Annotated in this window: 19 protein-coding genes; 14 read left to right on the top strand and 5 right to left on the bottom strand. The window is 69.2% G+C overall.

Annotation, left to right across the window (positions count from 1 at the left end; all coding sequences use genetic code 11):
• Positions 1-72: 72 nt before the first annotated feature.
• Positions 73-3,210 carry a hypothetical protein gene (locus tag ACFSXZ_RS08540; RefSeq protein ID WP_378263105.1) on the bottom strand — a complete coding sequence of 1,046 codons (3,138 nt, stop codon included), beginning with the start codon at positions 3,208-3,210 and terminating at the stop codon, positions 73-75.
• A gap of 97 nt (positions 3,211-3,307) precedes the next feature.
• Positions 3,308-3,931 (bottom strand): helix-turn-helix transcriptional regulator, encoded by a 624-nt coding sequence (locus ACFSXZ_RS08535; protein ID WP_378263103.1) that lies wholly within the window; start codon positions 3,929-3,931, stop codon positions 3,308-3,310.
• A gap of 101 nt (positions 3,932-4,032) precedes the next feature.
• Here ACFSXZ_RS08535 and ACFSXZ_RS08530 point away from each other — a divergent pair, with 101 nt between their 5' ends.
• From ACFSXZ_RS08530 to ACFSXZ_RS08500, 7 genes are all read left to right on the top strand, one after another.
• Positions 4,033-5,322: a COG1470 family protein gene (locus tag ACFSXZ_RS08530; protein WP_378263101.1), complete on the top strand. Its 1,290-nt coding sequence runs from the start codon at positions 4,033-4,035 to the stop codon at positions 5,320-5,322.
• A 321-nt stretch (positions 5,323-5,643) separates the two neighbouring features.
• Positions 5,644-7,149 (top strand): helix-turn-helix domain-containing protein, encoded by a 1,506-nt coding sequence (locus ACFSXZ_RS08525; protein WP_378263100.1) that lies wholly within the window; start codon positions 5,644-5,646, stop codon positions 7,147-7,149.
• Between the two features lie 50 nt (positions 7,150-7,199).
• A complete protein-coding gene (locus ACFSXZ_RS08520; protein WP_378263098.1) occupies positions 7,200-8,297 on the top strand; it encodes an epoxide hydrolase family protein in 1,098 nt (365 codons plus the stop codon).
• Between the two features lie 241 nt (positions 8,298-8,538).
• Entirely contained in the window at positions 8,539-8,895 is a 357-nt protein-coding gene (locus tag ACFSXZ_RS08515; RefSeq protein WP_378263096.1) for a nuclear transport factor 2 family protein, read from the top strand.
• A 4-nt stretch (positions 8,896-8,899) separates the two neighbouring features.
• Positions 8,900-9,748 (top strand): helix-turn-helix domain-containing protein, encoded by an 849-nt coding sequence (locus ACFSXZ_RS08510; protein ID WP_378263094.1) that lies wholly within the window; start codon positions 8,900-8,902, stop codon positions 9,746-9,748.
• A gap of 183 nt (positions 9,749-9,931) precedes the next feature.
• Positions 9,932-10,789, top strand: a complete 858-nt coding sequence (locus ACFSXZ_RS08505; protein WP_378263092.1) for a HalD/BesD family halogenase — start codon at positions 9,932-9,934, stop codon at positions 10,787-10,789.
• A gap of 51 nt (positions 10,790-10,840) precedes the next feature.
• Entirely contained in the window at positions 10,841-12,619 is a 1,779-nt protein-coding gene (locus ACFSXZ_RS08500; RefSeq protein WP_378263090.1) for a choline/carnitine O-acyltransferase, read from the top strand.
• A 49-nt stretch (positions 12,620-12,668) separates the two neighbouring features.
• Here the strand turns inward: ACFSXZ_RS08500 and ACFSXZ_RS08495 are convergent, their stop codons facing one another.
• Positions 12,669-13,502: an SAM-dependent methyltransferase gene (locus ACFSXZ_RS08495; RefSeq protein WP_378263088.1), complete on the bottom strand. Its 834-nt coding sequence runs from the start codon at positions 13,500-13,502 to the stop codon at positions 12,669-12,671.
• A 281-nt stretch (positions 13,503-13,783) separates the two neighbouring features.
• On the opposite strand from ACFSXZ_RS08495, the gene ACFSXZ_RS08490 reads away from it, so the two are divergent.
• Together ACFSXZ_RS08490 and ACFSXZ_RS08485 are read left to right on the top strand one after the other, a co-directional pair.
• Positions 13,784-14,206, top strand: a complete 423-nt coding sequence (locus tag ACFSXZ_RS08490) for a DUF1508 domain-containing protein (protein ID WP_378263086.1) — start codon at positions 13,784-13,786, stop codon at positions 14,204-14,206.
• Between the two features lie 116 nt (positions 14,207-14,322).
• Positions 14,323-15,411, top strand: a complete 1,089-nt coding sequence (locus ACFSXZ_RS08485) for a substrate-binding domain-containing protein (RefSeq protein WP_378263084.1) — start codon at positions 14,323-14,325, stop codon at positions 15,409-15,411.
• A gap of 52 nt (positions 15,412-15,463) precedes the next feature.
• Here the strand turns inward: ACFSXZ_RS08485 and ACFSXZ_RS08480 are convergent, their stop codons facing one another.
• A complete protein-coding gene (locus tag ACFSXZ_RS08480; protein WP_378263082.1) occupies positions 15,464-16,339 on the bottom strand; it encodes a sortase in 876 nt (291 codons plus the stop codon).
• The gene (locus ACFSXZ_RS08475) at positions 16,336-18,582 is read right to left on the bottom strand and encodes a hypothetical protein (RefSeq protein WP_378263080.1); all 2,247 of its coding nucleotides are present in this window, start codon (positions 18,580-18,582) and stop codon (positions 16,336-16,338) included. Before ACFSXZ_RS08475 ends, ACFSXZ_RS08480 begins: the two co-directional genes overlap by 4 nt.
• Positions 18,583-18,728: 146 nt before the next feature.
• On the opposite strand from ACFSXZ_RS08475, the gene pstC reads away from it, so the two are divergent.
• From pstC to ACFSXZ_RS08450, 5 genes are all read left to right on the top strand, one after another.
• Positions 18,729-19,670 carry a phosphate ABC transporter permease subunit PstC gene (gene pstC, locus ACFSXZ_RS08470; protein ID WP_378264750.1) on the top strand — a complete coding sequence of 314 codons (942 nt, stop codon included), beginning with the start codon at positions 18,729-18,731 and terminating at the stop codon, positions 19,668-19,670.
• A complete protein-coding gene (gene pstA, locus ACFSXZ_RS08465; protein WP_378263078.1) occupies positions 19,667-20,878 on the top strand; it encodes a phosphate ABC transporter permease PstA in 1,212 nt (403 codons plus the stop codon). Before pstC ends, pstA begins: the two co-directional genes overlap by 4 nt.
• A 35-nt stretch (positions 20,879-20,913) precedes the next feature.
• A complete protein-coding gene (locus ACFSXZ_RS08460; protein WP_378264748.1) occupies positions 20,914-21,705 on the top strand; it encodes a phosphate ABC transporter ATP-binding protein in 792 nt (263 codons plus the stop codon).
• A complete protein-coding gene (locus tag ACFSXZ_RS08455; protein ID WP_378263076.1) occupies positions 21,702-23,219 on the top strand; it encodes a substrate-binding domain-containing protein in 1,518 nt (505 codons plus the stop codon). Before ACFSXZ_RS08460 ends, ACFSXZ_RS08455 begins: the two co-directional genes overlap by 4 nt.
• A gap of 147 nt (positions 23,220-23,366) precedes the next feature.
• Complete coding sequence (locus ACFSXZ_RS08450) at positions 23,367-23,852, top strand: hypothetical protein (RefSeq protein WP_378263074.1); 486 nt, start codon at positions 23,367-23,369, stop codon at positions 23,850-23,852.
• Positions 23,853-23,905: the final 53 nt, after the last annotated feature.

Below are 23,905 nucleotides of genomic sequence, written 5' to 3'. Positions count from 1 at the left end.
GTCCTTCTCTTCCGCGTGCGCGCGCCGGACCAGGACGGCGCGCTCTGTGGTCAGCTCGGCTGCCTGCCGCCCTCAGTCGCGGCGCACCATGTCCGGCGGGGCGATGGTGCCCGTCACCACCAGGAAGGGAGTGGTGACGGGGGCGAAACCCGCGCCGGACGCGGTGATGATCCGCGGTCCGGTCTGGTCCTTGGTCAGAATGAGCAACTGGGCGGTGAACCGGCCGTCGGCGCCGGGCAGCGTGGGTGCCGCCGCCGCGGTGATGCCGGGCGTCCAGACCAGGCCGACCGGGGTGCCCGGCGGGAAGTCGACGCCTCGCACCAAGGTCACGAAGCCCGGCTTGCCGATCGGGGGGACCGCGATGATCCGTGGCTGGAGCACGCGCAGGGTCGCGGTGGCGACATTGTCGGCCGGGTCGGCATCCGTGCCGGTGGTTTCGAGCCTGCCGACGACCGTGGCCGTCAGCGCGGTGTTCGGCGCGAGCACCACCTGGAGCGTCGCCGAGGAGCCGGGCGGCAGGTCCGGCAGCGGGCATCCGGTGATCGTGCAGCCGGGCGGGACCGAGGCCACCGGAATCCCGGCGGGCAGCCCGAAGTCCAGTCTCAATCCGGTCGCGAGCGCGTTGTTCCCGTTGCGGGCCGAATAGGTCACGGTGGCACGTCCGCCCACATAGGACGGATCCGGTTGGATGGCCACCGCGAGGCCCGGTCCGGCCCGCGGTGGTGGCGGCGCGGGCGGCGCGGGCAGTGGTGGCGGGGGGACCACGGTCGACGGCGGGGCCATCGCCACCACCGGAACCACCGTGCCGGCCGAGTTGTCCCCGGGCTGTGGGTCGAGCACGGTACCGGCCGCCGAAAAGACGAGTCGGTCCTCCCCCGGACCGACGCCGGTCACGGCCACCGTGGCTTGGGCTTGATCACCCGGCTCCAGGATTCCGAAGGAACACCGGAGTGCGGCGGGATCGCAGCTTCCCCGTGTCGTCCGGAGGTCGTCGAGCCGCAAACCGTCGGGAACGGAAAGGGAAAGCTCGGTACCCGGTGAGGGAGAAGGCCCTTGATTGGTGACCGTGACACCGACCGTGGTGCCGGTGCCCACCGTGATGGCGGGGACGGTGGCGGGGGCCGTGACGGTCAGGTCGACCGCCGCCTGCCAGGTCGGTTCCTTCTGCCGGCCCGGCAGTTCCCAGTCGACCGGCCGCAAGGTCCCGTTCGCCGGGTCGAGGATCGCCAGTCCTTCCGGGGAGTTCGGACCCTCGTTTCGCCTGGTGGTCACCACGGCCTGGCTGCCGTCCGGGGACCAGGCGATGTCGCGCGGCTGGAACGGCCCACCCGGGGCGTGCAGCGGGCCCGCGCACGAGGTCTGCCCCACGGGCAGCATCACCTGGCACCGGTCGTCGGCCAGGAAGACCCGGAGCAGTCCGTCTCCTTCCCGGTTGAACGCCAGGCTCCGTCCGTCCGGTGCGAACGCGGAACTGTCGTCGGTCACCTGGCAGTCCGACCCGCACACCGCCGCGCTCAGGTCACGCTGCCGGTCGAGGGTGCCCGCGCGAGCGGTCCAGATGTGGTTGGTCCGGGACTGGCCCTCCGGTCCCCCGGCCACGGTGCCACGACTGAAGGCCAGGGTGGTCCCGTCGGGCGACCACGCGGGCTGGGTGTCGTCCTCGTCCGCGGTGGGGTCCGGATTCCGCACGGTCCCGGTCACCTGGCCGGTGTCGACGCGGACGATCACGACGTGACTCGCGCCGCCTTCACGGTTGGGCGCCCCGGGCGACCGGCGGGCGAAGGCGAGGAACCGCCCGTCCGGTGACCACGCCTGATCGGTCTCCCAGTCCCCCGGCTTCCGGTCCTGGATGGACAGCGGGTGCGCGTTGCTCCCGTCCGCGTCGACCAGCCAGATCCGCTCGGACTTGACGTCGCCGACGGTCTCGAACCGGCTGACCGCGATCTGCCTGCCGTCGGGTGAATAGGCCTCCCGCACGGTCCAGGGGTCGGAACCGGGACCGGGGTCGAACAGCTTGAGCGAGTCGGTCGCGGCGTCGGGGTCCTCGGCCAGCACCGACAGGCCGAGCGAGCGCGGATCCGTGCCGTCGGGCCGGATGTCGGTCAGCAGGCCGACGTTTCGCGCCGGCGCGGTGGTCCTGGCGACCACCAACCGGTCACCGCCGGAACCGGACAACCAGGTCGGTGAATCGACCGAACGGTTCTCGTCCAGTAACAACTGGGGTTCGCTCGTCGCGGGCGCACCGCCGGAGAGATCCGTCTGATAGACCCGGTCCACCGTGTCCCGCGGGCAGTCACAGTTCTGGTCGAGGCTGAGGAAAAGGAGTGCCCTTCCGTCCGGTTTCCAGGCGGGCCACCGGGTTTGCCATTCCGACCTCGCGCCCTCGAACAGCGGACCGCCGTTGCCTTCGCCGTGGCGGATCCGGATCGACTGGTCGGAGTCGTCGGCGAGGTTGCCGTCGGCGTCCAGGGTGTAGGCGAGCAGGGTCCGGTCGACCGGGTTCCAGGCCGGCTCGATGGCGGCGCCCGACGGCTCGTCGGTCAGCTGCCGCGCCGCTCCCCCGGACACGGGCATGTCGTAGATCTGGCGGTGCCCGGACCCGTCCTGGTCGTAGGAGAACGCGATCCGGACACCGTCCGGCGCGAACGTCGGCCAGATCTCGTCACCGGCCGTGGTGGTGAGCCGGCGAAGCCCGGTACCGTCCACGCCCACCAGCCACAGGTCGTGCTGCGCCGTCCCCGTGTCCTGCCCGCCGGGATCCGGCTCGGCGGAGTCGAACACCACCGACCTCAGGTCCGGGGACAACTGCGGATGCCCGGCGTCACGATCGCTGGTCAGCCGCCGGACCGATCCGTCGGCCGCGCGGAGGTAGACCTGCGGTCTGGGACCGTCGCGCAGGCTGGTGAACACGAGCAGGCCCCCGCGGGCCGCGCCTTGGTCGTCGAAGTGGGTGGGACCGTCGCCGAACACGGGAACGGTCGGCGACGGCTGCCCGGGAACCGGGTCGGTGACAGCGCCCAGGCTGCGGTGACCGGTGCCCGCGTAGGCGATCCGCCCGGAAACCGCCGCGTCCGCGGGCCGGACCCCGGCCGCGCCCTTCGCCGGAGTGGCAGTGTTTCCCGCGGGCACGACGAGCACCGCGATGACCGCCAGGAATCCCGCCACCCCACGAAGTACGCGCGAGGACTCCGTGCGCGAAAAGACCTCCACCCGGCCGAGTCTGGCCCGCCTGCCACCCCGCGCCCAGGGCCGTGCGGGCAAAACCGGGGGAAAGGGCACCAGCGGGGACGGGCATCCCGGCGGTTCTTCAGATCAACCCGTGGCGCATGGCATGGCCCACGGCGTGGGCCCGGTTCCGCAACTGCAACCTGGTGGTCACCTCATGCAGGATGTTCTTCACCGTGCGCTCCGAATAGGCCGTCTTGACCGCGATTTCGGCCGTGTCCAAACCTTCGGAGACCAGGCGCAGCACGTCGGCCTCCCGCACGGTCAGGGTGGACAGGGTGAGACCACGCGGGTCCAGTACCTGACGCTGCAGTTGCCCGACATGGTCGAGCAACTGGGCCAGCATGTCGCCGGGCAACACGCCCTCACCCCGGCTGATCGCGGTGATCATGCTGACCAGGCTGTCCTGGTTCGCGTCCGCGCGGCGCACCACCGCGGCCACTCCACACTCCACAGTGGTCTGAAGGGCATTCCGGTCGAACTGGCCGACGACCAGTCCGGTCCGTGCCGGAGACATCCGGTGCAACCGCCGGAGCAGTTGTGTCGCCACCTCGTCGATCCGGTCGACCACCACCAGCGAAACCTCGGCGCGGTCCTCCTCTCCCGCGTCCAGCAACTCGACCTCCGGCCTCGGGCGGAGTTGATGGACGACGCCGGCCTGAAGAACCCTGTCCGCCGCGTAGACCACTACCGGTACTCTGCTCACTTCCTCATCCCCTCATTTTCGGTGTCCTCGGGCACATCCCGTGCCCGGAGCCTGCCCTCCACGCCCTGCCGGCGCCGTCCCCCCGCGCCTAACTTCGACGTGTGACCACATCTGCTGAACTGGACCTGGCGACTGTGGTGGTCGTCCCCGGCGGGGAGGCGAGCACGACCCTGACCGTGCGGAACGACAGCGAAATCGTCGAGGCCTACGAGTTCGAAGTGGCGGGTGAATGCGCACCGTGGACCACGGTCGAACCTGCTCGCCTTTCGTTGTATCCCGGGACTTCCGAGGCGGTCACCCTGACGCTGCGACCACCGCGCTCGCCGCGGGTCCACGCCGGCGAGACGCCACTGGCGGTGCGGGTCGTTCCCGCGGAACGCCCGGAGCTGGCGGTGGTGCCCGAAACGACGGTGTTCGTCGCACCGTTCGGCCAGATTTCGGCCGTGCTCTCGCCCCGTCGACGCCGCGCCTGGCGGACCGGGCGCTACCGGGTGTTGCTGAGGAACGAGGGCAACAGCCCGGTCACCATCGGTTTGAGCACCACCGACCCCGAGGAAGAACTCCGCTTCGCGTTCAGCCGGCCAAGAACTTCGCTGGAACCCGGTGTGGAGACCGAGACGCGGCTGCGGATGCGGATCCACAAACTCATCTGGTTCGGAAAGCCGGTCACCAAGCCGTTCCGGCTCGTCGCCGACCCGGTGCCGGAACCGGACTTCGAGGAGGAACCGCCCCGGCCCCAAGAGATCGACGGTGAGCTGGTTCAGCTCACCGTACTGCCCCGGTGGCTGCTCGCTCTGCTGGCCTTGCTGCTGGCGCTGGTGATCGCGTGGTTCGCGCTGGTGCGCCCCGCCGTCCAGTCGGCGGCCAGGGAAGCCGCCGGCGACCAGACGCAGGACCTCGTGCGAGCGGGCCAACTGGCTCCGGGCCCGTCGGCCCCTGGGGGCGCCGGATCGCCGAACGCGCCGGGTGGCCAGGCGGGCGGGCAAGGGCAGGGCGGCACGGGCGCACAACAGGGCACGGTGGCCGGGAGCGGTCAGCAGAGTTCCGGCACCATTGAGGTCCGGACCAATGGCGGGGCACGCACCGTGGGCACCTATACCGTGCCCGCCGGGAAGATGTTCCTCATCACCGACCTGGTGATCGCCAACTTCCAGGGTGACGAGGGCGTGCTCACCATCGTGTTCGGGGACCGGCCGGTCACCACGATCGCCCTCGAAACGTTCCGGAACCAGGATTACCATTGGGTGACCCCGATCGAAATCCCCGGAAATGCCACCGTGGCCGCGGATGTGACCTGCACGAAGCCAGGGACCCCGGCTTCCGGGCGTCAGGCGCCGAATTGTGTGGAGCTGCTCAATGTCAGCGGTGATCTTCGCGATATCAAGCGCTGACATAGGCCCCTCCTTGATGCGTCGGTGACGACCCTCATCGTGAGCCAGCGAATCACGGGTGACCCCGTGGTGGCCACGAAGAAGGGCACGCAGAAATTTCTTCCGTTCTGCACCTTGGGTGAAGTTCTTCGGTCACCGTCGCATACGGGACCTCCAGCCGAACGGCAGATCCGTCCGCTCGATCAGCGGAGGCCTGCCATCCAGGATCAGCGAAACGAGCTATTCGACTGCTACAAACGGGTAGTTCCACGGTCGCGAGGAATATTCTTCATCCCCCTGACGTCGGCACGGGAAGAAAACTCGCCGCGCTTTCTTTCCAGGGTGGTGGTGGAGATCCTCGATGTCGATTCCGGCGATCCGTCGACGGCCGTTCCGGCGTTCGCCCGGCTGCTGGCCCGGTTGCGCAAGGCGGCCGGGCTGACCCAGGAAGGACTGGCGGACCGGTCGGGCATCAGTGCGCGGGCGATCAGCGACATGGAGCGCGGCCGGGTCAGACGGCCGCAATACCGGACGCGGCTGGCGCTCGCCACCGCGTTCGCGACCGTCGGGCAGTCCTCTCATGATCTTCTGTTGTCCGCCGGGGAACGGAGCGGCCCGGGCGGGGAACCCCTTGCGCGAGCGGACCGCGCCGAGCCAGAACCACGTTTTGAACGGCTGTTACGGGAGTTGCCCCCGGAGGTCGCCGACATCACCGGCCGAGAGCGGGAACTGACCCGCCTCCTGCGCCTGATCAAAGACCGGGCGGCCGACGATCACCCCACCGCGACCGTGATCACGCTGTTCGGCCTGCCCGGTGTCGGCAAGACCACCTTCGCGGTGCACATCGGCCACCGGCTGATCGAGCACTATCCCGACGGTTGTTTCTTCCTGGATCTGCATGGCATGGACGCCGGACGGCTCACCCCGGAGCAGGCACTCGGCCACCTTCTGCTCGCGCTGGGAGTCGCCGAGGGGCGGCTCCCTCAAGGCGTCGAGGAACGCGCCGGGCTCTACCGTTCCCTCCTCCGCAACCGGAAGATCGTGCTGGTGTTCGACAACGTCGCGGACGAGGCGCAGATCCGGCCCCTGCTTCCCGGCAGCCCGCACTGCCTGGTGTTGCTGACCAGCCGCCGGGCCTTGCCCGGTCTGGAATCGGTTCACCGGGTCCTGCTGGACGTGCTGTCTCCCGAGGCTTCGGTTTCCCTGCTCGGTTCCATCATCGATCCGGCCCGTGCGGCGGCGGATCCCGAGGCCGCCGCACGCGTGGCGGAACTGTGCGGCCACCTTCCGCTCGCCCTGCGCATCGCGGGCAACCGGCTGGCCAGCCGCCCCCGGTGGCCCCTCGGCACCTTGGTCCGCCAGCTCGACGACCAGCAGCGCAGGCTGACCGCGCTGACCGCGGGCGATCTGGAAATCCGTTCCGCGTTCGAGGTCTCCTATCGCCTGTGCGAGGAGCCCACCCGGAGCTTGTTCCGGCGCCTTTCGCTGGCCCGGGGAGACGAGATCACCGTCGACATGGCGGCGCAGCTCGCCGCCGTGGAGCCGGACGTCGCGGAACACACCCTGGAAGCACTGGTCGATGCGAGCCTGCTGGACACCTCGGTGGTGGAAGGCCAGTATGTCCTGCATGACCTGCTGCGCTTGTTCGCCCGTGAACGACTGATCGCCGAAGACCCGGCGGACGAGGTCCGGCGGATCGCCGCCCACATGACCGACTGGTTGTCACGCACGGGAGCCCGCGCGGTGCGACTGCTTTCCACCACGCGCGGCAGTGCCGAAAAGCCGCTTCTCCTGCCCAGCGCGTTGGGCACCGACCCGATGGCCGCCGCACTCGGCCTGGACGCTTGACGGGGCGGTCCGTGCCGGGGAAACCGAACCACCGCAGAGGAAATCCCGCCATGACCGACCATGCTCCGGCCCCCGTCGAGCAACCGGTTCTCGACGACCTTCGTGCCCGTCTCCGGGCGTATCGGCGGGTGGACGTGCCACCCGGTTTCGGCTGGGACCGCGGAGCCGACGCGGATTACCTCGCCGATCTGGCCGGGTACTGGGCCGACCGCTATGACTGGCGCGAGCACGAAGCCCGGATCCGGAATCTGCCGTGGGTGCTCGTGGACGCCGGCCACACGCCGGTGCGTGCGGTGCACCTGCGCGCGCCGGACGCCGACGCGGTCCCGGTGCTGCTGCTGCATGGCTGGCCCGACTCGGTCCTGCGGTTCGAGAAGGTGCTTCCCCTGTTGACCGGCCTGCACCTGATCATTCCCGCCCTGCCCGGCTTTCCCTTCGCGGCGCCGTTCCCCCGCCGCGGCCTGTCGGCGCCCGCGATGGCCGAGGCGATCGCGGGCACCATGGCCGGACTGGGCTACCAGCACTACGTCATCTCCGCCGGAGACGTCGGGTGTGATGTAGCCGAAGCGCTCGCGGCCGCCCATCCCGACCGGGTCGCCGCCCTGCACCTGACCGACGTGTCCCAGTACCGATTCCTGGTCGACCCGCCATCGGACCTGTCCGACGCCGAGCGTGCCTACATCCGGTACGGCCGGCACTGGCAGGCGACCGAGGGTGGTTACATGCACGAACAGTCGACCAAGCCGCACACCCTCGCGGTCGCGCTCGGTGACTCGCCCACCGGAATGGCCGCCTGGATCCTGGAAAAGCTGCGCGGCTGGACCGATTGCGGCGGGGACGTGGAAACCGTGTTCACCCGAGACGAACTGCTGACCTGGATCACCGCTTACTGGGTGAGCGGCGCTATCGGTACCTCCTTCACCCCCTACGCGGAGAGCGGAGCGAAACCGGCCGGACGGATCGCGGTGCCGACCGCCTTCACGATCTTCCCCAAGGACCTGGTCAACGCGCCCCGCGAGTTCGCGAACCGGTTCTTCGACGTCCGGTCCTGGACCGAGCACACCGCCGGAGGCCACTTCGCGGCGTGGGAATGCCCGGCGGACTACGCCGCGGGGGTACGGACAGCGGCGGATCTCGCGCGCGCCTGAAAGGGACGCTGCCGGCGGACGGACGAAGACAAGGCCAAGCTGCGCGGAAAGAGCGGCGTCGCGTGCCGTGACCTGGCGCCGTTGAATGGTGCCGCACGGCCTCGCGTGGGACCGTCGACGCATCGGCGCCGTCGGCGCGGGGGGTACATTTTGGCCCAGGCACGGCACAGAAGGTCGCCGCTACCGTGGAGCCCGGTCCGCGACGATGAAACGAACTGTGAGACGACCTATGCCATTTTCCGTGCTCGACCGCTTGGTCGACGCCATCAACAAGCACGACATCGATGCGCTCACCGCGTGCTTCTCGCCCGATTACGTGAGCACCTGGCCGGTGCATCCGGCCCGCACGTTCACCGGCCGGGACCAGGTGCGGCGCAACTGGGAGATGATGTTCGAAGCCCGTCCGGACATCAAGGCCGCGATGACCGCGCGCGCCCCTGCCGGTGACGAGGCCTGGGCGGAGTGGGAGTTCGTGGGCACCGAACGAAACGGCGCCCGGTTCCATCAACGGGGCGTGATCATCGCGGTCGTCGAAGACGATGTGATCACCCGGACGCGCTTCTACATGGAGCCGGTGGACGCGCCGCTGGCACAATGACCGTGTGGAGCGAGACAGCGACTTCGGCGCGACGCTGCGCGCCTTCCGGGAACTGCTGACGCCGGACGCGGCCGGTCTCGCCTCCACCTCGCCCGCCGCGCGGCGCGTTTCCGGCCTCCGCCGGAGCGAGCTCGCCCACCTCGCGGGCGTGTCCGAGGAGCACCTGAGACGGCTTGAGCAGGGCCGTCGACTGCCGTCGGCGAGTGTGGTCGATGCCCTGGCCAGGGCGCTACGACTGGACCGTGACGACCACGAGCGTCTCCGCCTCGCCGCCGGGTTCGCCCCGCACGGTCACCGCGACCGGTGGCACGAACCGGGCGGCGGGCGGGTGCCTCAGGAAATCACCCCGTCCGCACGGCGGATACTGGACCGGGTCACCGAGGTCCCGGCCTGCCTGTGTGATGCCGCTTGGAACGTTCTGACCGGCAACCGCCGCTGGCTGGCTTTCAACTGTCGCGCGGCGACGGCGAGCGGACGCGATCGCAACATGGCCTGGCGGACCTTCACCGACGCGCCGACCACGGTCGTCCGCTCCCCTGGGCGGCTGACCGCCTTCCGCGCCGCCATCGTCGCGGGTCTGCGCACCACGGCCCGCCGCTACCCCACCGACCCGGAGTTGCGCGCCCTCCTCCGCGACCTGCACAAGGTCAGCGAGGACTTCGCCGTCCTGTGGGCCGAGGAAGACCTGCCGCGGCCCCAAGCGGACCGGGTCACCGTCGACGACCCGCGTCTCGGCCGCTTCACGCTGGACAAGGACGTGCTGACGGTGGAGCCGGGCGACCTGCGCGTGGTCGTCCTCAGCGCGCCCGTGAACTCACCGGAGGCCGACCGGCTCGCAGCGATAACCTGTTGAGGAAAGCGGGCATCGACTGCCCACTCGACGGCCTGCTTGCCCGTGAGGCACCCCGTGGCGGCAACCCGATGTAGTGAACCTGTGGCCGGTCACACACTCCGGGATTCTCCGAATGGATCTTGTGCTACACGTTCTCCAACGGTCAGGGCAAGCAGTGCAGCTTCACTCTCCCGAGAGGACGTCATGAGCACCCCGGAAGCCGGAACGGCGGTCGACCCCGTCGACACCGAGAAATACCCGCTCACCGAACCCGGGGGCGCGGCTTGGCGGGAACTCGTCGACCGGACCCGGGCCGAGCTGCGGGAAGTCGGCTGCAGCGTGCTGAAGGACTTCATCCGCCCGGAGTCGCAGGATCTTCTGCGCACCGAGTGCGCCGCCCTCGCGCCCTACGCTCATACCAAGGTGGAACGGGTCAACGCCTACAACATCGCGCTCGACGCGCCGCTGCCGGACGGGCACCCTGGCCGCACGGTCATGGAACGGGGCAACGCCTTCGTGGCCCGCGACCGCATTCCGGCGACCACGATCATCCAGCAGCTCTATACCAGGCCGGTGTTCCAGCGGTTCGTCGCCGACTGCTTCGGCCTGCCCGAGCTGCACGAGCTGGCCGACCCGCTGGCCGGGCTCACGATCAATGTCATCGCGCCGGGCCGTGCCCACCCCTGGCATTTCGACACGAACGAATTCACGGTCAGCCTCCTCACCCAGGAGGCCGACGGGGGCGGGCGGTTCGAATACTGTCCGAACATCCGGTCGGCGGCCAGTGAAAATCTCGACGGCGTCCGCGCGGTGCTGGCCGGGGAAAGCGCTTCCATGGTCCGGCTGGATCTGCGGCCCGGCGATCTCCAGCTGTTCCGTGGCCGGTATTCCCTGCACCGGGTCACCGCCGTGGAGGGCACGACCGCCCGTCATTCGGCGATCTTCGCCTACAGCCGAAGCCCCGGGGTCATCGGCAGCCCGGAAAGGACCAGGCAGCTCTTCGGCCGAGTGCTGCCCGAACACCTCGCCGAGGCCGTTCGCGGCGACGAGCTACTCGACTAGTGAAAAACACAGACCAAGTTCTCCACCCATCAGATACCTTCGAGGACAAGGATGACCGTGAGCGATCCGGAGTGGTCCCCCCGTACGTTCGGCAACGAGGAGAGGCTGCCTCGCGTCCCGCTGCCCACGCTCGAGGACACCTGCCACCGGTTCCTCGAATGGTGCGCGCCGCTGCTGACCGCGGAGGAGCTCGCGCGGACCGAAGCCGCCGTCGCGGAATTCCTGGCGCCGGAAAGCCCGGCGCACGAGTTGCAGGCCTCGCTCGAGGCCTACGAGAGGTCCGAAGGCGTGCTCAGCTGGCTGGACACCTTCTGGCCGTACCGCTACCTGGGCCGCCGGGACCGGATCGCGCTCAACGCCAACTTCTTCTTCCTTTTCCAGCGGTCCCCGCTCGGACAGGTCGAACGCGCGGCGGAACTGGTCGCCTCCGCGGTCGACTACAAACTCAAACTGGACGACGAGCTGATCGCGCCGGTGGTCGTGCGCGGGCGGCCACAGTCGATGCGGCAGCACAAGTTCCTCTTCTCCGCGACACGAATTCCCGGCCGGGTACTGGACATCGCGCGCACGCCTTACCGCGAGGACTGGCCGGGCCCCTCGAACGCGCGGCACATCGTCGTGTTCTTCCGGAACACGCCCTTCCGGATGGACGTGCTGGCACCGGACGGCCGCCCGTACGGCCCGGGTCAGCTGGCGGAGGGCCTGCACTCGATCATGAAGACCGGCAAGGTCACCGGCGATCCCACGGCCGCGGCCGGGCACTTCACGACCAAGGCGCGGGCCGAGTGGGCGTCGACCCGGGAGGCACTGCTGGCCGCGGGCAACGCCGAAGCGCTCGACACCATCGAAACGGCCTTGTTCTGCCTGTGCCTGGAGGACTTCACCCCGGCGGACACCCAGGAGGAGTGCGACAAGCTGCTGCACGGCGACAGCGGGAACCGGTGGTTCGACAAGGCCGTCTCGCTCATCGTGTTCGGTAACGGCGCGGCGGGGATCAACGTCGAGCACTGCGAACTGGACGGGACCACGATCCTCAATTTCACGGACGCGCTGCTGAGCGGAGAACGGACGTCACGGGAAGCGCCGGAGGGCACACCGGCGTTCGAGGCCGTCGAGTTCGTCCTGGACGACGCCTTGCGGGAGGACGCTCGCGCGGCCGGAGAATCCTTCGCCGCCTACGCGGACGCGACGGCGACGAAGACGGTGTCGTTCGACTTCGGTGCCGACCGCGCCAAGCGACTGGGAATGTCGCCCGACGGTTTCGCCCAGATGGCCTATCAACTCGCGCACAAGCGGGCCAAGGGCCTGACCGGCGCGACCTACGAGTCCATCGCGACCCGGCAGTACCGCAACGGCCGGACCGAGGCCATGCGCGTCGTCACCCCGGAAGTGCTGGCGTTCGTCGCGGCGATGGACGACCCGGAAGCCTCCACTGAGGCACGGCGGGCGGCCTTCGTCACCGCCGCGGCGAAACACGTGGCGCGGGCGAAGGAATGCCAGGCGGGTGACGCGCCGGAACAGCATCTTTGGGAGCTGCAGCTGATCCAGAAACGGCGTGGGAGCACCGAAGAGCCGGCGCTGTACTCCTCGCCGGGCTGGACGATCATGCGGGACGACTACTTGAGCACCAGTTCCGCGCCCTCGCAGAACATCCAGTACTTCGGGTTCGGCTCGACCAGTCCTCAGTGCATCGGCGTCGCGTACGTACTCCTCCCGGACCGCTGGAACATCTATCTGAGCACGCCCCGGCACGTCGCCGGGGAGATGGTCCGCTTCGCCGAAGAACTCACCCGCGCCGTCGGAGAACTGCAGGACCTGCTTGCCGGATGACCTCTCGTGGGCCGGTTTCGTGATCAGGCAGCGTCGATCAAGCAATCGATCAAGCAGCTTCGCGCGCCTGTTTGTGACCGACTCCGCCCCAGATCGCCGACTCCTCCGGAGCGGCGAACCGCACCGCGGGAGCGCCGGGACCGCTCGCTTCGGGATGCCAGAGCGAGGTCCAGGTCATGCCCGGTGCTATCCCCGCGAAATCGCCCATCAGCGCGCCGATCTCGGCCCGCGAGCGCCAGATGACCGGGGAGCCGGATTCGTCGTATTTCCTTTTCAGGCCGACCAGGGCATCCGCCAGGCCGACGGGTACCCCGTCGTCGGTGATGTGGGAGATGGCGAGGTAGGACCCCGGTGGCAGCAGCTCCCGGTATCGGGCGACGGAGGCGGGGCCGATCTCGGTCCCGTCGGGCCCGGGTTGTTGCACGTGCAGTACCGCGATCAGCAGCAGCGCGACCGGTTTGCCGAGGTCGATCAGGCCGGTGTCCGCCATCTGCCGCCACAACTCGTCCGGCTCCCGGAGATCGGCGTGGAGCACCGCATGGCGCCGCGGATCGCCGGAGGTTTCGAGCAGCGTCCGCGAATGCGCCACCGCGGTGGGTTCGTGGTCGACGTACACCACGCGCGTATTCCGGCCGGTCTCGTCGGCGACCTGGTGGGTGCTGCCCATGGTCGGCACTCCGGAGCCGATGTCGACGAACTGCGACACACCCCGCTGGGCCAGGTACCGGACGACCCGGTGCAGGAAAAGCCGGTTCGCCCGCGCGATCGGCTTCAACAACGGGAAGTCGGCCAGCACCTTCTCGCCGAACTCCCGGTCGACCTCGTAGTTCGCCGTACCGCCGAGGTAGTAGTCGTACACCCGGGCAACACTCGGCCGGTCCAAGTCGACCTCCAACGGTCCTCGCCGAAAAGCCGCGGCCGGGCTTCCACCGACGGCACTGTCCTCGTCCACTTGTACCAAAGATCGGTCCGTCCGGACCACAGATCACCGGCTTCGGCGGTCACTGGACTTACCCTCCGAGGAGTAAACCTGGGAGTGACCGGTTGTTCATCCGGCGGCCGTCGGGCCTTCACCGCGTCCGGTAACCCCGGCCGGGCATTCACGATGAAGACGCGGACGTCATTCACCGGACATCTGGGACGACCCCCGGTTAGGACACGCGAATGCACAGCGACGACGACCGCTCCAAGCGCGCGGTCAGAATGCCGAGATTCCAGTTGATCGTCACGGACACCGACCTCGTCCGCTGGCGATTGCTCGGTTCGAACAATGTCTGCCTCGGTATGGGTGCCGACGGCTATCCTGGCGCCGGCCACTGCGTCGCCGCGATCCGGCATCTGTGCGAGCACGTCGAAGCGGCGCGTGCCGAATTCCGCCACGACAACGGAATCGACTGGCGCTGGCTGCTCCACGACGGTGCCACGCCGATCGCGAAATCCGGTCACGCCTACGGCCGCAGAATCGAAGCGGTGCGGGGGCACGGCCGTTTCCTCGCCGCGGTCGGTGAGGCCGCCCGCGGAAAAGACGTCGAAATCACCCGGGCGAAACACCGTATTGGGCAGCGGGGTCTGTTCGTCGGGCATTAACCGCAACGCCGTCGGGCGGGAAGGTGATGAACCGGCAATCGTTCAGCGGCGCGCTCGATCTTGGTCTCGGCCACGGAACCCCGTGGCCGAGACCAAGAGGAAAGAGCGCACTGAATATGCGTACTCGCACCGCCCGGTTCGTGGGCGTATCCGCCGCGGCCGCCGGGGTCTGCCTGCTGGCCACGGGCACCGCGAACGCGGTACCCGCCCCCGACGGGATCCCGGAGGTCGTCGCGGCCGCCGGATCGGACACCATCTACGACGTCACCGGCGCGATCTTCACGGCCGCGAACCACGATGCCGGGAACACCGACCCGGACCAGTTCGTCAACGTGCCGCCGGTCCTCGCCGCGGGCCAGACCTTCAAGGTGCCCGGCGACTTCTACGACAACGGAACGACCTACGACGCGACCACCAACACTCCGCCCAACGGCTCCGGTTCCGGCAAGACCGCGCTGGCCAACGCGGCGGCGGCCGGTACCGCGGCGATCGACGTCGCGCGTTCGTCGTCGCCCCGCTCGTCGAGCGACCCGGCGACCTTCGAGTACTACGGATTCGCCAAGGACGGCGTTTCGTGGTCGGCCTCGTCGACCGGTGCCGCCGCGAAGGTCTCCAGCCTCACGCTGGCCCAGTTGCGGGGCATCTACAGCGGCACGATCACCAACTGGAACCAGGTCGGTGGGGCCGACGCGCCGATCAAGGTGTACCTGCCGCAGGCGGGCTCCGGCACGCGGGCGTTCTTCACCGGCACGGTGCTCGGCTTCGACCCGCTCACCAAGCCGGTCACCGTGCACACCTTTCAGGAAAACGAGGGCGCCACGATCCCGGCGGCCGACCAGGCCGCCGCGATCGCGCCGTACTCGGCCGCCCAGTGGGTGGCCCAGGCCAACGGAACCGCCACTGACAAGCGGGGCGGCTTCTTCGAGGGCGACCTCACCGGCGCGGGCACCGACGGTGTCCCGATCGTCGCGAGAACGGGCGCGAAGTGGGCGCCGAACTTCTCCGACGGCTTCCTCGGCTCCCGCACCGTGTACTACGTGCTGGATTCCCGTTCGCCGTCCTACCGCGCGGCCTTGCGTTACGTCGGGTTCGACGCCACCGGCGGCAGCCCGCTGTGCAGCGGCTCGCTGGCCGGCACCTTGAGCGACTACGGCTTCAAGCCGCTGGCCAAGAACGGTAACGGCATCACCTGCACCAAGGAGTAACCCCACTGGCACAACGAAGGCTCGTGAGCGAGGGTGACTCGCTCACGAGCCTTTATGTCCATGCCGGGAGAAGGCGCCAGAGCGCGGCCGCGGCCAGTACCGCCAAAGCCAGCAGCGCCGGCGTCGTGATGATGTAGGTGGAAACCGGGCGCCAGCGACGGTAGAGGTAGGTCGCTCCCGCCGCGGCCGCGAAGAACCCGCCCAGGGACAGCACGAGAGCGGCCCAAGCTCCGCTGTCCCCGGACCGCCCGTCCTGTGCGCCGGCCCTGCCGTTCTGGGGAGTCGGACGGAACGGTTTGCCGTCCATCGCGGCCGTCACCACGGTCGCCCGCTCGGACGAAACCGGCCACCAGGACGCGGACGTGACCAGGGTGAGCCGGTCATTGGGCGTCTTGCCGTAGTCGGCGTCCTCGTCGAGCGCGCGGGTGTCGGTCCGCGTCACGGTATAGACCGATTTGCCCTGCGTAGTGGCCACGACGATCTGATCGCCCGCGGTCAGTTCTCCGACCCGCCCGAACGGTGCGCCGTAGCCCGAATAGCGGCCGGCCAGCGCGGCGTTGCCCGGTTGCCCCAGACCTGCCGTGCCTGGCACATGCCCCGGCCCCGAAGCCGTTTCCCCGGGCGAGACGCCTTCGAAGACGACCTGCTGCAGCCGGAGCCGGGGAATTTCCACGACCGCCACCGGCGAGCCGAACTCCGGCGGCTTGGTCGGTGGCGCCGCGCCGAGGAGGGTCTTGGTCTCCTCCAGTGCTTTCGCCGTCTGGGACCGAATGTCGGTCAGCCCGGCACGCTGGTCGTTGTTCTGCATCATCGGGCCGAGCGCGTACACGACCACGACGAAACACACCACCGTCGTGACGAGCCAGCCCACCACCACCCCGGCCGTCCACTTCGGACTGAACGAGACGGGCCGTTCGAGGACGGTCACGATTTCCTCCGTGGGTCGAGACGTCGTAGGAACCCCATGAGCGCGGGCGGCACCGGTCGCCCGGCCGCCGTGTAGGCGGTCAACGCGGGAAGCCCGACCAGGATCACCAGCGCCAGCAAGGGAAACAGGACCCCGAGAGCGCCCGCGCCCGGGAACAGCGGGATTCGCATGGAAGCCGCCATGTTCTTCGCTTCTCCGACGCTGGCCTGGGTGGGCGCCTTCCGCTCCAGTCCGCCCGCGCCGCCGCCGACGTCCGGGCCGAGCGCGGGCGGGGCGGGAAGTCCGCCGCCCGCGGCGAATCCGCCGGTGCCGCCCAGGGAACCGGCTCCCGGACCGTTCGCGGTCTTGCGTTCCTGGCAGGCGGCGTCCGCGGTGCCAGTGCCGATCTTTCCGGTCGCGTCCTGCGCCTGAGCCATCAGCTCGGGAGTCAGCTGCGTCATGCCCTTGCCCAGGCCGCCCTGCCCGCCGTTGATCGCGGCCTTGACCAGGGTGGTCAGCGTGGCCTGTTTCGCCTGCTGCGGTACGCAGTTCGAGTCGACCAGCGGATTCGTCGGCACGGCAAGGGATTCGACGAACGTGAGCGGATACGCGGCCGGATCCGCGGCCCCCTGCCCTGGCTGGAGCGAACCGTCCTCGCCGACCGTCATGTGCGCGGCCGCGGCGCGCAAGGACGCTTCGGCCGGTGCCACGAAACCGCCGCCGGCTCCGGGCAGCGCGACCGGGACCCAGCCGTATTCGGTGGCCGTGGCCAAGTCGGTGACCACCCAGTTGAGGCAGCCGTTGACGCAACCACCCGCGACGCCCAGCGTCGCCTCGTTGACCTGCTTGCGCACGTTGACCCGGCCGGTCTTCGCGTCCACGTTGTGCACGTTGCCGAGTCCCAGGTTCAGGTCGTTGAGGTCGGTGACCGTGCCGACCGGCTTCCCGCCGAGCATCGTGCCGCCGTCGGAGAAGCTCGCGGTCGTGCCGTACACCCAGGACTGGCGCGCCGCCGTGGACAGCAGTTCGCTCAGCCGGAGCGGTACGGTGCCCTTCCCCGCCTCACCGGTGACGCCGTAATAGCCGGCATCACCGGCGGCAGTGCGGCCCTCCCGCGCGTCCGGCGCTTGGACGGGACTGGCGGGCCCGCTGATCGCCGCCAGCGCCGGGTTACGCGTAACCAGGGCGGAATCGCCGTGAAAAATTCCTCCGCGGCCGGTCGCGTCGGGCAGTTCACCGCCCTTGCTCAGCATGTTCGCCACATCGTCCCAGCTGAAGTCCAGTTTCCTGGAAAGCCGGGAAAGCAACGAGGATCCGTTGTCCGCCCGGTCGGTCGGCGACCAGCCGACGGCCGCGACCACGACCGCGTTGAGCGCGACCGGCACGTACTGTCGCTTTCGGACGGTCTGGCTCGCGAGCCGTCCGCCCGCGCCGGTGATCGCGATATCGGAGTCGCCCTTGTCGAAGGAGGCCAGCCCGGCGTCCTCGGTCTCCGAGACGACGTTGGCCGGCTGCGTGGTCTTGCTCGGCCCGCACAGCATCTGGTTCCACGAGACCGCCGTCTTGCCGAAGCGCTCGGGCATGCTCGCGCTGAGCGTGCCCGCGCCGACGCCCGCGCAGCCCTGGACCTTCAGGCCCGGCGCCGAAGGCGCGAACGAGATCGAGTCGTCGTAGACCGTCTGACCGGACGCGCTGATCTTCACCATCATCGTGCACGGGTTCTTCTCGTCACAGGTGAACGAGTACTGGTGCTTGTCCGGATTGGCGGGCCACACCAGCGTCGCGGTCTTGGCGGTCGCCGTGTACTCGGGGTCGTAGGTGATGAATCCCGGAGCTCTCGAACCGCGCGGCACCGAAGTGTCGAGGACGATGTCCCCGGTCGCGGCACTGCGCGGCCGGTCCGTCACCGGAGTCTTGAACGAGTCCCCGGAGAGCTCGTCGTTGAAGAACACGCAGTAGGCCGCCACCCGCGAGGCCACCGAATGGTCGGGCACCCCCACGATGGTCCTGGTCGCGGTGTCGGGGCGTTGCGTGATCAGGCCGTCCCGCAGGTTCTTCGGGCAGATGGAGAAGTTCGCCGTGGCATTCGCGGGCAGGCCCGAGATGGTGATCCTGAGCGGATCTCCGTCCTGTGCGTTCGAAAGGTCCGCGCCGCTGGTCCGGATGGAGTAGGACAATGGCGGCGTCTGCGCGGCCGCGGATGGCACGCCGAGCAGAAAACCCGCCGCGAACAGGGCGCACAGCAGTAGAACACCAAGTTTCACGCGCTCAACGTCGCCGGTGACCCTCGCGGCCGTCAACGGGCATATCGAGAACCGCCGGACTGATTCATCTACACGCCGTCGGGCCTTCCCTGTTCCGCAACCCCCACCCGATCACCGGCACGCATACTCCCCCCGTGACCTTTCCGATCCGGCGGCCGATCGCCGACGTGGCTTCCGGCGCCGACCGCGCATTCCGCCGGATAACCACGGTGGCCGGCCTCTCCGTACTGGCGTTGCTGATCGTCATCGGGTTTTTCCTGGTGTACCGGGCTGTCCCGGCCTTCGAGGTCAGCGGCTTCGGGTTCTTCACCACCATCCGGTTCAACGCGGCCACGGGCGCCATGGGTGTGCTCGGGCTGCTGTACGGAACCGTCGTGGTCGCCCTTATCGCGGTGGGCGTCGCGGTTCCGCTTTCCGTGCTGGCCGCGCTTTTCATCACCGATTACGCGGGCCCCGGCACACGCGGTTTCCTCACCGGACTGGTGGACCTGCTCGCCGCGATCCCGAGCCTGCTCTACGGATTGTGGGGATTCAGCTTCCTGCGGCCCTACATCACCCCCTTCTCGCAGTGGCTGAGTGACAATCTGGGCTGGTTTCCCCTGTTCTCCACCAGGGCGGGTGCGGTTCTGTTCAATTCCATGTTCCTGGCCGGGCTGGTCGTCTCGCTGATGGTCATTCCCATTACCACCTCGGTGATCCGCGAGGTATTCGTGCAGACCCCGCTCGGTGAGAAGGAGGCCGCCCTGGCGCTCGGCGGCACACGCTGGGGCATGGTGCGCACCGTCGTGCTGCCCTTCGGCCGCGGTGGCATCATCGGCGGTTCGATGCTGGGGCTCGGCCGCGCGCTCGGCGAGACGATCGCCGTTTCGCTGTTGCTCCCCCAGGTTCCCCAGATCACCACCCACCTCCTCGAGTTCGGCGGTGCCACCATCTCGGGTTTCATCGCCAACAACGCCGGCATGTCCGGGATCGGCCTCAACGGGCTCATGGCCGCCGGGCTCGTGTTGTTCCTGTTCACCCTGGCGACCAACTTCACCGCCTCGGTGATCATCTCGCGTAGTCGTTCGGGTGCGGGTGTCGACGCGTGACCGCCACAGTGGTCGAAGAGCGGGTCGAGACGCGCGTGACGCCGCTCGTGCGGCGGCGCACGTCCGCGACCACACCGGCCGACCGGGCCAGCGCGCTCGGATGCGCGGCCTCCGCGGTCCTGCTCACCTGGTTCCTCATGCACGTACTGCTGACCTCCCCCGGCTGGCCGGCGGATCTGGTGGTGGCGTTCCTGCTCTACCTCGCGATGCTGTTCCTGGTCACCTGGGACCGCCTCGGCCGCCTCGCCGCGGTGGACCGGCTGGTGTCCGCGATCGTGGTCAGCGGCGCGACGGGCCTGTTGATCCCGTTGCTGTTCCTGCTCGGTTACATCGTGCTCAAGGGACTACCCGGACTGCGCCTCGGTTTCTTCACCCACGACATGTCCGGCGTCGGCCCGACCGATCCCGCGACCGCGACCGGCGGCCTGCACGCGATCATCGGCACGTTGGAACAGACCGTGCTCGCGCTGGTCTTCGTCGTGCCCCTGGGCGTGCTGACCGCGGTGTTCCTCAACGAAACCCGGGCGAGGCTGCGCAGACCGGTACGGATCTTCGTGGACGCGATGAGCGGGCTGCCGTCCGTGGTCGCGGGCCTGTTCGTCTACGCCGCGCTCATCCTCCCGCCGCTGCAGACCGGGTTTTCCGGCTTCATGGCCACGCTCGCGCTGACGATGATCATGCTGCCGACGGTGACGCGGACCGTGGAAGTGGTTCTGCGACTGGTGCCGGACGGGTTGCGCGAGGCGTCGCTGGCGCTGGGCGCGAGCCGGGCGCGGACGGTGTGGTCGGTCGTGTTGCCGACCGCGCGCACGGGGGTGACCACGGCGGTCATCCTCGGGATAGCCCGGGTGGTCGGGGAGACCGCGCCGCTGCTGTTCACGTCGTTCGGATCCTTGTCGCTCAACGGGAACCCGTTCGCCAACCCGCAGGAGAGCCTCCCCCGGTTCGTCTACCGGTACATCAAGGAACCCCTGGAATCGGCGCAGCAGCGCGGGTACATCGGCGCCCTCGTGCTGATTCTGCTGATCTTCGCCCTGTTCGCGCTGGCCCGCCTGGCGGGCCGGAAGCGGTGGCGGGCACGGCACCAGTGCCGTTCGTTACCAATCCGACGGCAGCCACGGCGGAAACGGGTGTCGACAAGCAGATCGGGCTGCGAACCGTCTCCGCCTACTTTCGGTCGGATTGGTAAAAGGGAGCAAACCCAGTGAGTCAAGCCGTCGACGACGAAGTGATCGCCACCCGCCTGATCGGTGGCCCGCCGCCCGGAGCGGCAACGCTGGAAAGCCGCGGTGTGGCCGCGTGGTTCGGTGACCGGCTCGTGCTCGAAGACGTTTCCCTGCACATGCCCGCCCGCGAGGTCACCGCGCTCATCGGCCCGTCGGGCTGTGGCAAGTCGACCTTCCTGCGCATCCTCAACCGGATGCACGAGCTGGTGCCGAACGCCGGCCTGGCCGGTGAGGTCCTGCTGGACGGCACCGACATCTACGCCGACGGCACCCGTGCGCAACAGGTGCGCCTGCGCATCGGGATGGTCTTCCAGAAACCGAACCCCTTCCCCGCCATGTCCATAAAGGACAATGTGCTGGCCGGGCTGAAGCTGGCGGGTGTGAAATGTGACGACAAGGACCAACTCGTCGAGCGGAGCCTGGAGCGGGCCGGGCTGTGGCGCGAGGTGCGCGACCGTCTCGGCGCTCCGGGCGGTGCCCTCTCCGGCGGCCAGCAGCAACGGCTGTGCATCGCGCGGTCCCTTGCGGTGCGGCCGAACGTCCTGCTGATGGACGAACCGTGCTCGGCCCTGGACCCGACCTCGACCCGGCGTATCGAGCAGACCATCGCCGAGATCGGCCACGAGGTCACCGTCGTCATCGTGACGCACAACATGCAGCAGGCACAACGGGTTTCCGATCACTGCGCGTTCTTCCTGGCCGCGGAGAACGAGCCCGGCCGGGTGGTCGAGCACGGCCCGACCGAGAAGATCTTCTCGGACCCGGAGGATCCACGGACCCACGACTACGTGCACGGGCGGTTCGGGTGAAGAAGCTCGCCGGCTTCGCCGTGTTCGTCATCGTGGCGCAACTCGCGTTCGCGCCCCAGGCCGCCGCGCTGGGGCAACTCAACGGCTCCGGATCGACCTATGTCGGCCTGGCCATGAGCGACTGGCAGAACGGGGCCGGTTCGCGGGGCATCCCGGTCAACTACAGCGCTCTCGGCTCGCCCGCCGGGGTGAACCAGTACGGGGACCGCACGGTCGACTTCGGGGGCACCGAGGCCGAGGTCAGTTCGTTGCAGGCGGCCGGTGGCGGCGGGATCAGCGCCGCCGCACGGGGATACCAGTACGTGCCGGACGTGGCCGGCGCGGTCGCGGTGATGTACAACGTCAGCGACGCGGCGGGCCGGCGAGTCACCACCCTGCACCTGACCCGGGCGACGATCGCCCGCATCTTCGCGCGGAGCATCACCCGCTGGAGCGATCCCGCGATCACCGCCACCAACGGCGGGTTCGCCCTGCCCGACCAGCCGATCACCCTCATCGGCCGCGGCGGGCAGTCCGGCACGACGGCGCTGTTCTACGACTTCGTCGCGCACATGGCGCCGGATGCCTACAACCAGTTCATCGCGCGCAACGTCGCCGAAATCGGCAACCTGTCCGCCGGAGTACGCCCGATCCAACTGCCGACCTCGGGCCAGGACGGCACCGCGTACCGGCTGTTCGCCGATTCCGACCAGATCGCACAGACCGTCGCGAACGGCAGCGTCCCGTTTTCGATCGGATACGACGAATTCGGCTACGCGAAGAAATACAACGCGCCCACCGTGTGGGTGGAAAACCAGTCCGGCGGCTACACCCAGCCCTACGCGCAGAACATCTCCGCCGCACTGACCAGGGCGAACCTCCGGCCGGACCTTTCCCAGGAACTCAGTGGGGTCTACACGAACTCCGATCCGCTCACCTACCCCATTTCCGCCTATTCGTATCTCATGATGCCGTGCTCAGGTGGCCGCGACACGTGCAAGGGTGGCTACGGCGACCAGGGCAAGACGGACACCGCCGCCGCGTTCGTCTCCCACGTCGCCTGCGACGGGCAGATCAACATGGCCCGTATCGGCTATTCGCCGTTGCCCCCGAACCTTTCCCAGGAAATGATGAACGCGGTCGCCCGGCTGACCGGCGCGCCCGCGCGGCAACTGAATCCCGGCAACTGCTCGAACCCGACGTTCCACGGCAGCCTGGGCGCGGGTGCGACCTCGCCGCCGGACCCGTTCGAGGCTCTCGGCGGCGTGAAAGCGCTTACCCACGGCGGCGCGGGCGGCAACCGGCCCTCGGCACAGGCAGGTGCGGGAGGTCCCAGCGGCGCCACCGGAGGCCCCAGCGCGGCCGACGCGTCACTGGCCAACGGCGGCTCGGCCGACTGGCGCGACGCCGAACCGGCCGCCTACGACCGTGACGGCTTCGGCACCTTCGGCCCGATCGCGGCCCTGGTCCTCGCCGTGACGCTCCTTCTCCCGCTTCTCGTCAGGGCAGTGCTCCGCAGGTTGCGCCGCTCCTGAGCCACCAGCCAGGAGTCAGGAGCCCACCTCACCCTCATCAGGCGATGCCCGCCTCCGCGCGCAAGCCGCAAAATCGGGAACCCGTCACGGTGAACGTCGGGAGGCGGGCATGACCGAAGAGGCGGTGCGACCCCGGCCGAGGCCGGCATGAGGATTTCGCTGATCCCCGCCGTGACGCTCGCCGCGGCGCTGCTGTTCGCGGGCGGTTGCGCGACCCCGTCGGAGACGGCGCCCGCGGGCGCCGTCTCCCCCGCCGACAACAGCCCCGGCCAGCCGTGGACGCTCGACAACGTCACCTACACCGTCGACTGGGCCGCCAAACCGGACGGTGACGGCGAAATCCGGGGCCCGCACGTCGAGGTCGACGTGCACGTCGACAACCGGGGCAACACCGACGCCCACTACCCCGACCCGTCCGTCGAATACAACGGCTCCATGGTCGCCGTCGCCGGCTGGACGCAACCGTATCGGGGCGCGCTGGTCTCCCCCGGGCAATCCGCCGATTTCCGGTCGACCTTCCCGACTCCGCCCCCGGGCGGGCAATTGCGGGTCCGGGTGCTCGCGTTCGTCGGGGAGGACGAAACCGAGGTCCACTGGTCCGGCATCCTGAACTGCGCGCCCTACTGTCCGTAGGGTGACCGGCGAAACGCGCACGATGCCGGCACCACGACGATTCCTCTGCTGCA

Origin of the sequence: Amycolatopsis pigmentata, from assembly GCF_042684065.1 — a bacterium.
GTDB classification, from domain to species: domain Bacteria; phylum Actinomycetota; class Actinomycetes; order Mycobacteriales; family Pseudonocardiaceae; genus Amycolatopsis_E; species Amycolatopsis_E pigmentata.
The sequence above is the reverse complement of the archived record's forward strand: the minus strand, read 5'-3'. Positions and strand labels throughout refer to the sequence as shown.

Coding starts and splice junctions, on each gene's coding strand:
- ACFSXZ_RS08490 (WP_378263086.1), top strand. CDS start 13,784: ATGCACAGCGACGACGACCGCTCCAAGCGCGCGGTCAGAATGCCGAGA.
- ACFSXZ_RS08485 (WP_378263084.1), top strand. CDS start 14,323: ATGCGTACTCGCACCGCCCGGTTCGTGGGCGTATCCGCCGCGGCCGCC.
- ACFSXZ_RS08520 (WP_378263098.1), top strand. CDS start 7,200: ATGACCGACCATGCTCCGGCCCCCGTCGAGCAACCGGTTCTCGACGAC.
- ACFSXZ_RS08500 (WP_378263090.1), top strand. CDS start 10,841: ATGACCGTGAGCGATCCGGAGTGGTCCCCCCGTACGTTCGGCAACGAG.
- ACFSXZ_RS08505 (WP_378263092.1), top strand. CDS start 9,932: ATGAGCACCCCGGAAGCCGGAACGGCGGTCGACCCCGTCGACACCGAG.
- ACFSXZ_RS08450 (WP_378263074.1), top strand. CDS start 23,367: ATGAGGATTTCGCTGATCCCCGCCGTGACGCTCGCCGCGGCGCTGCTG.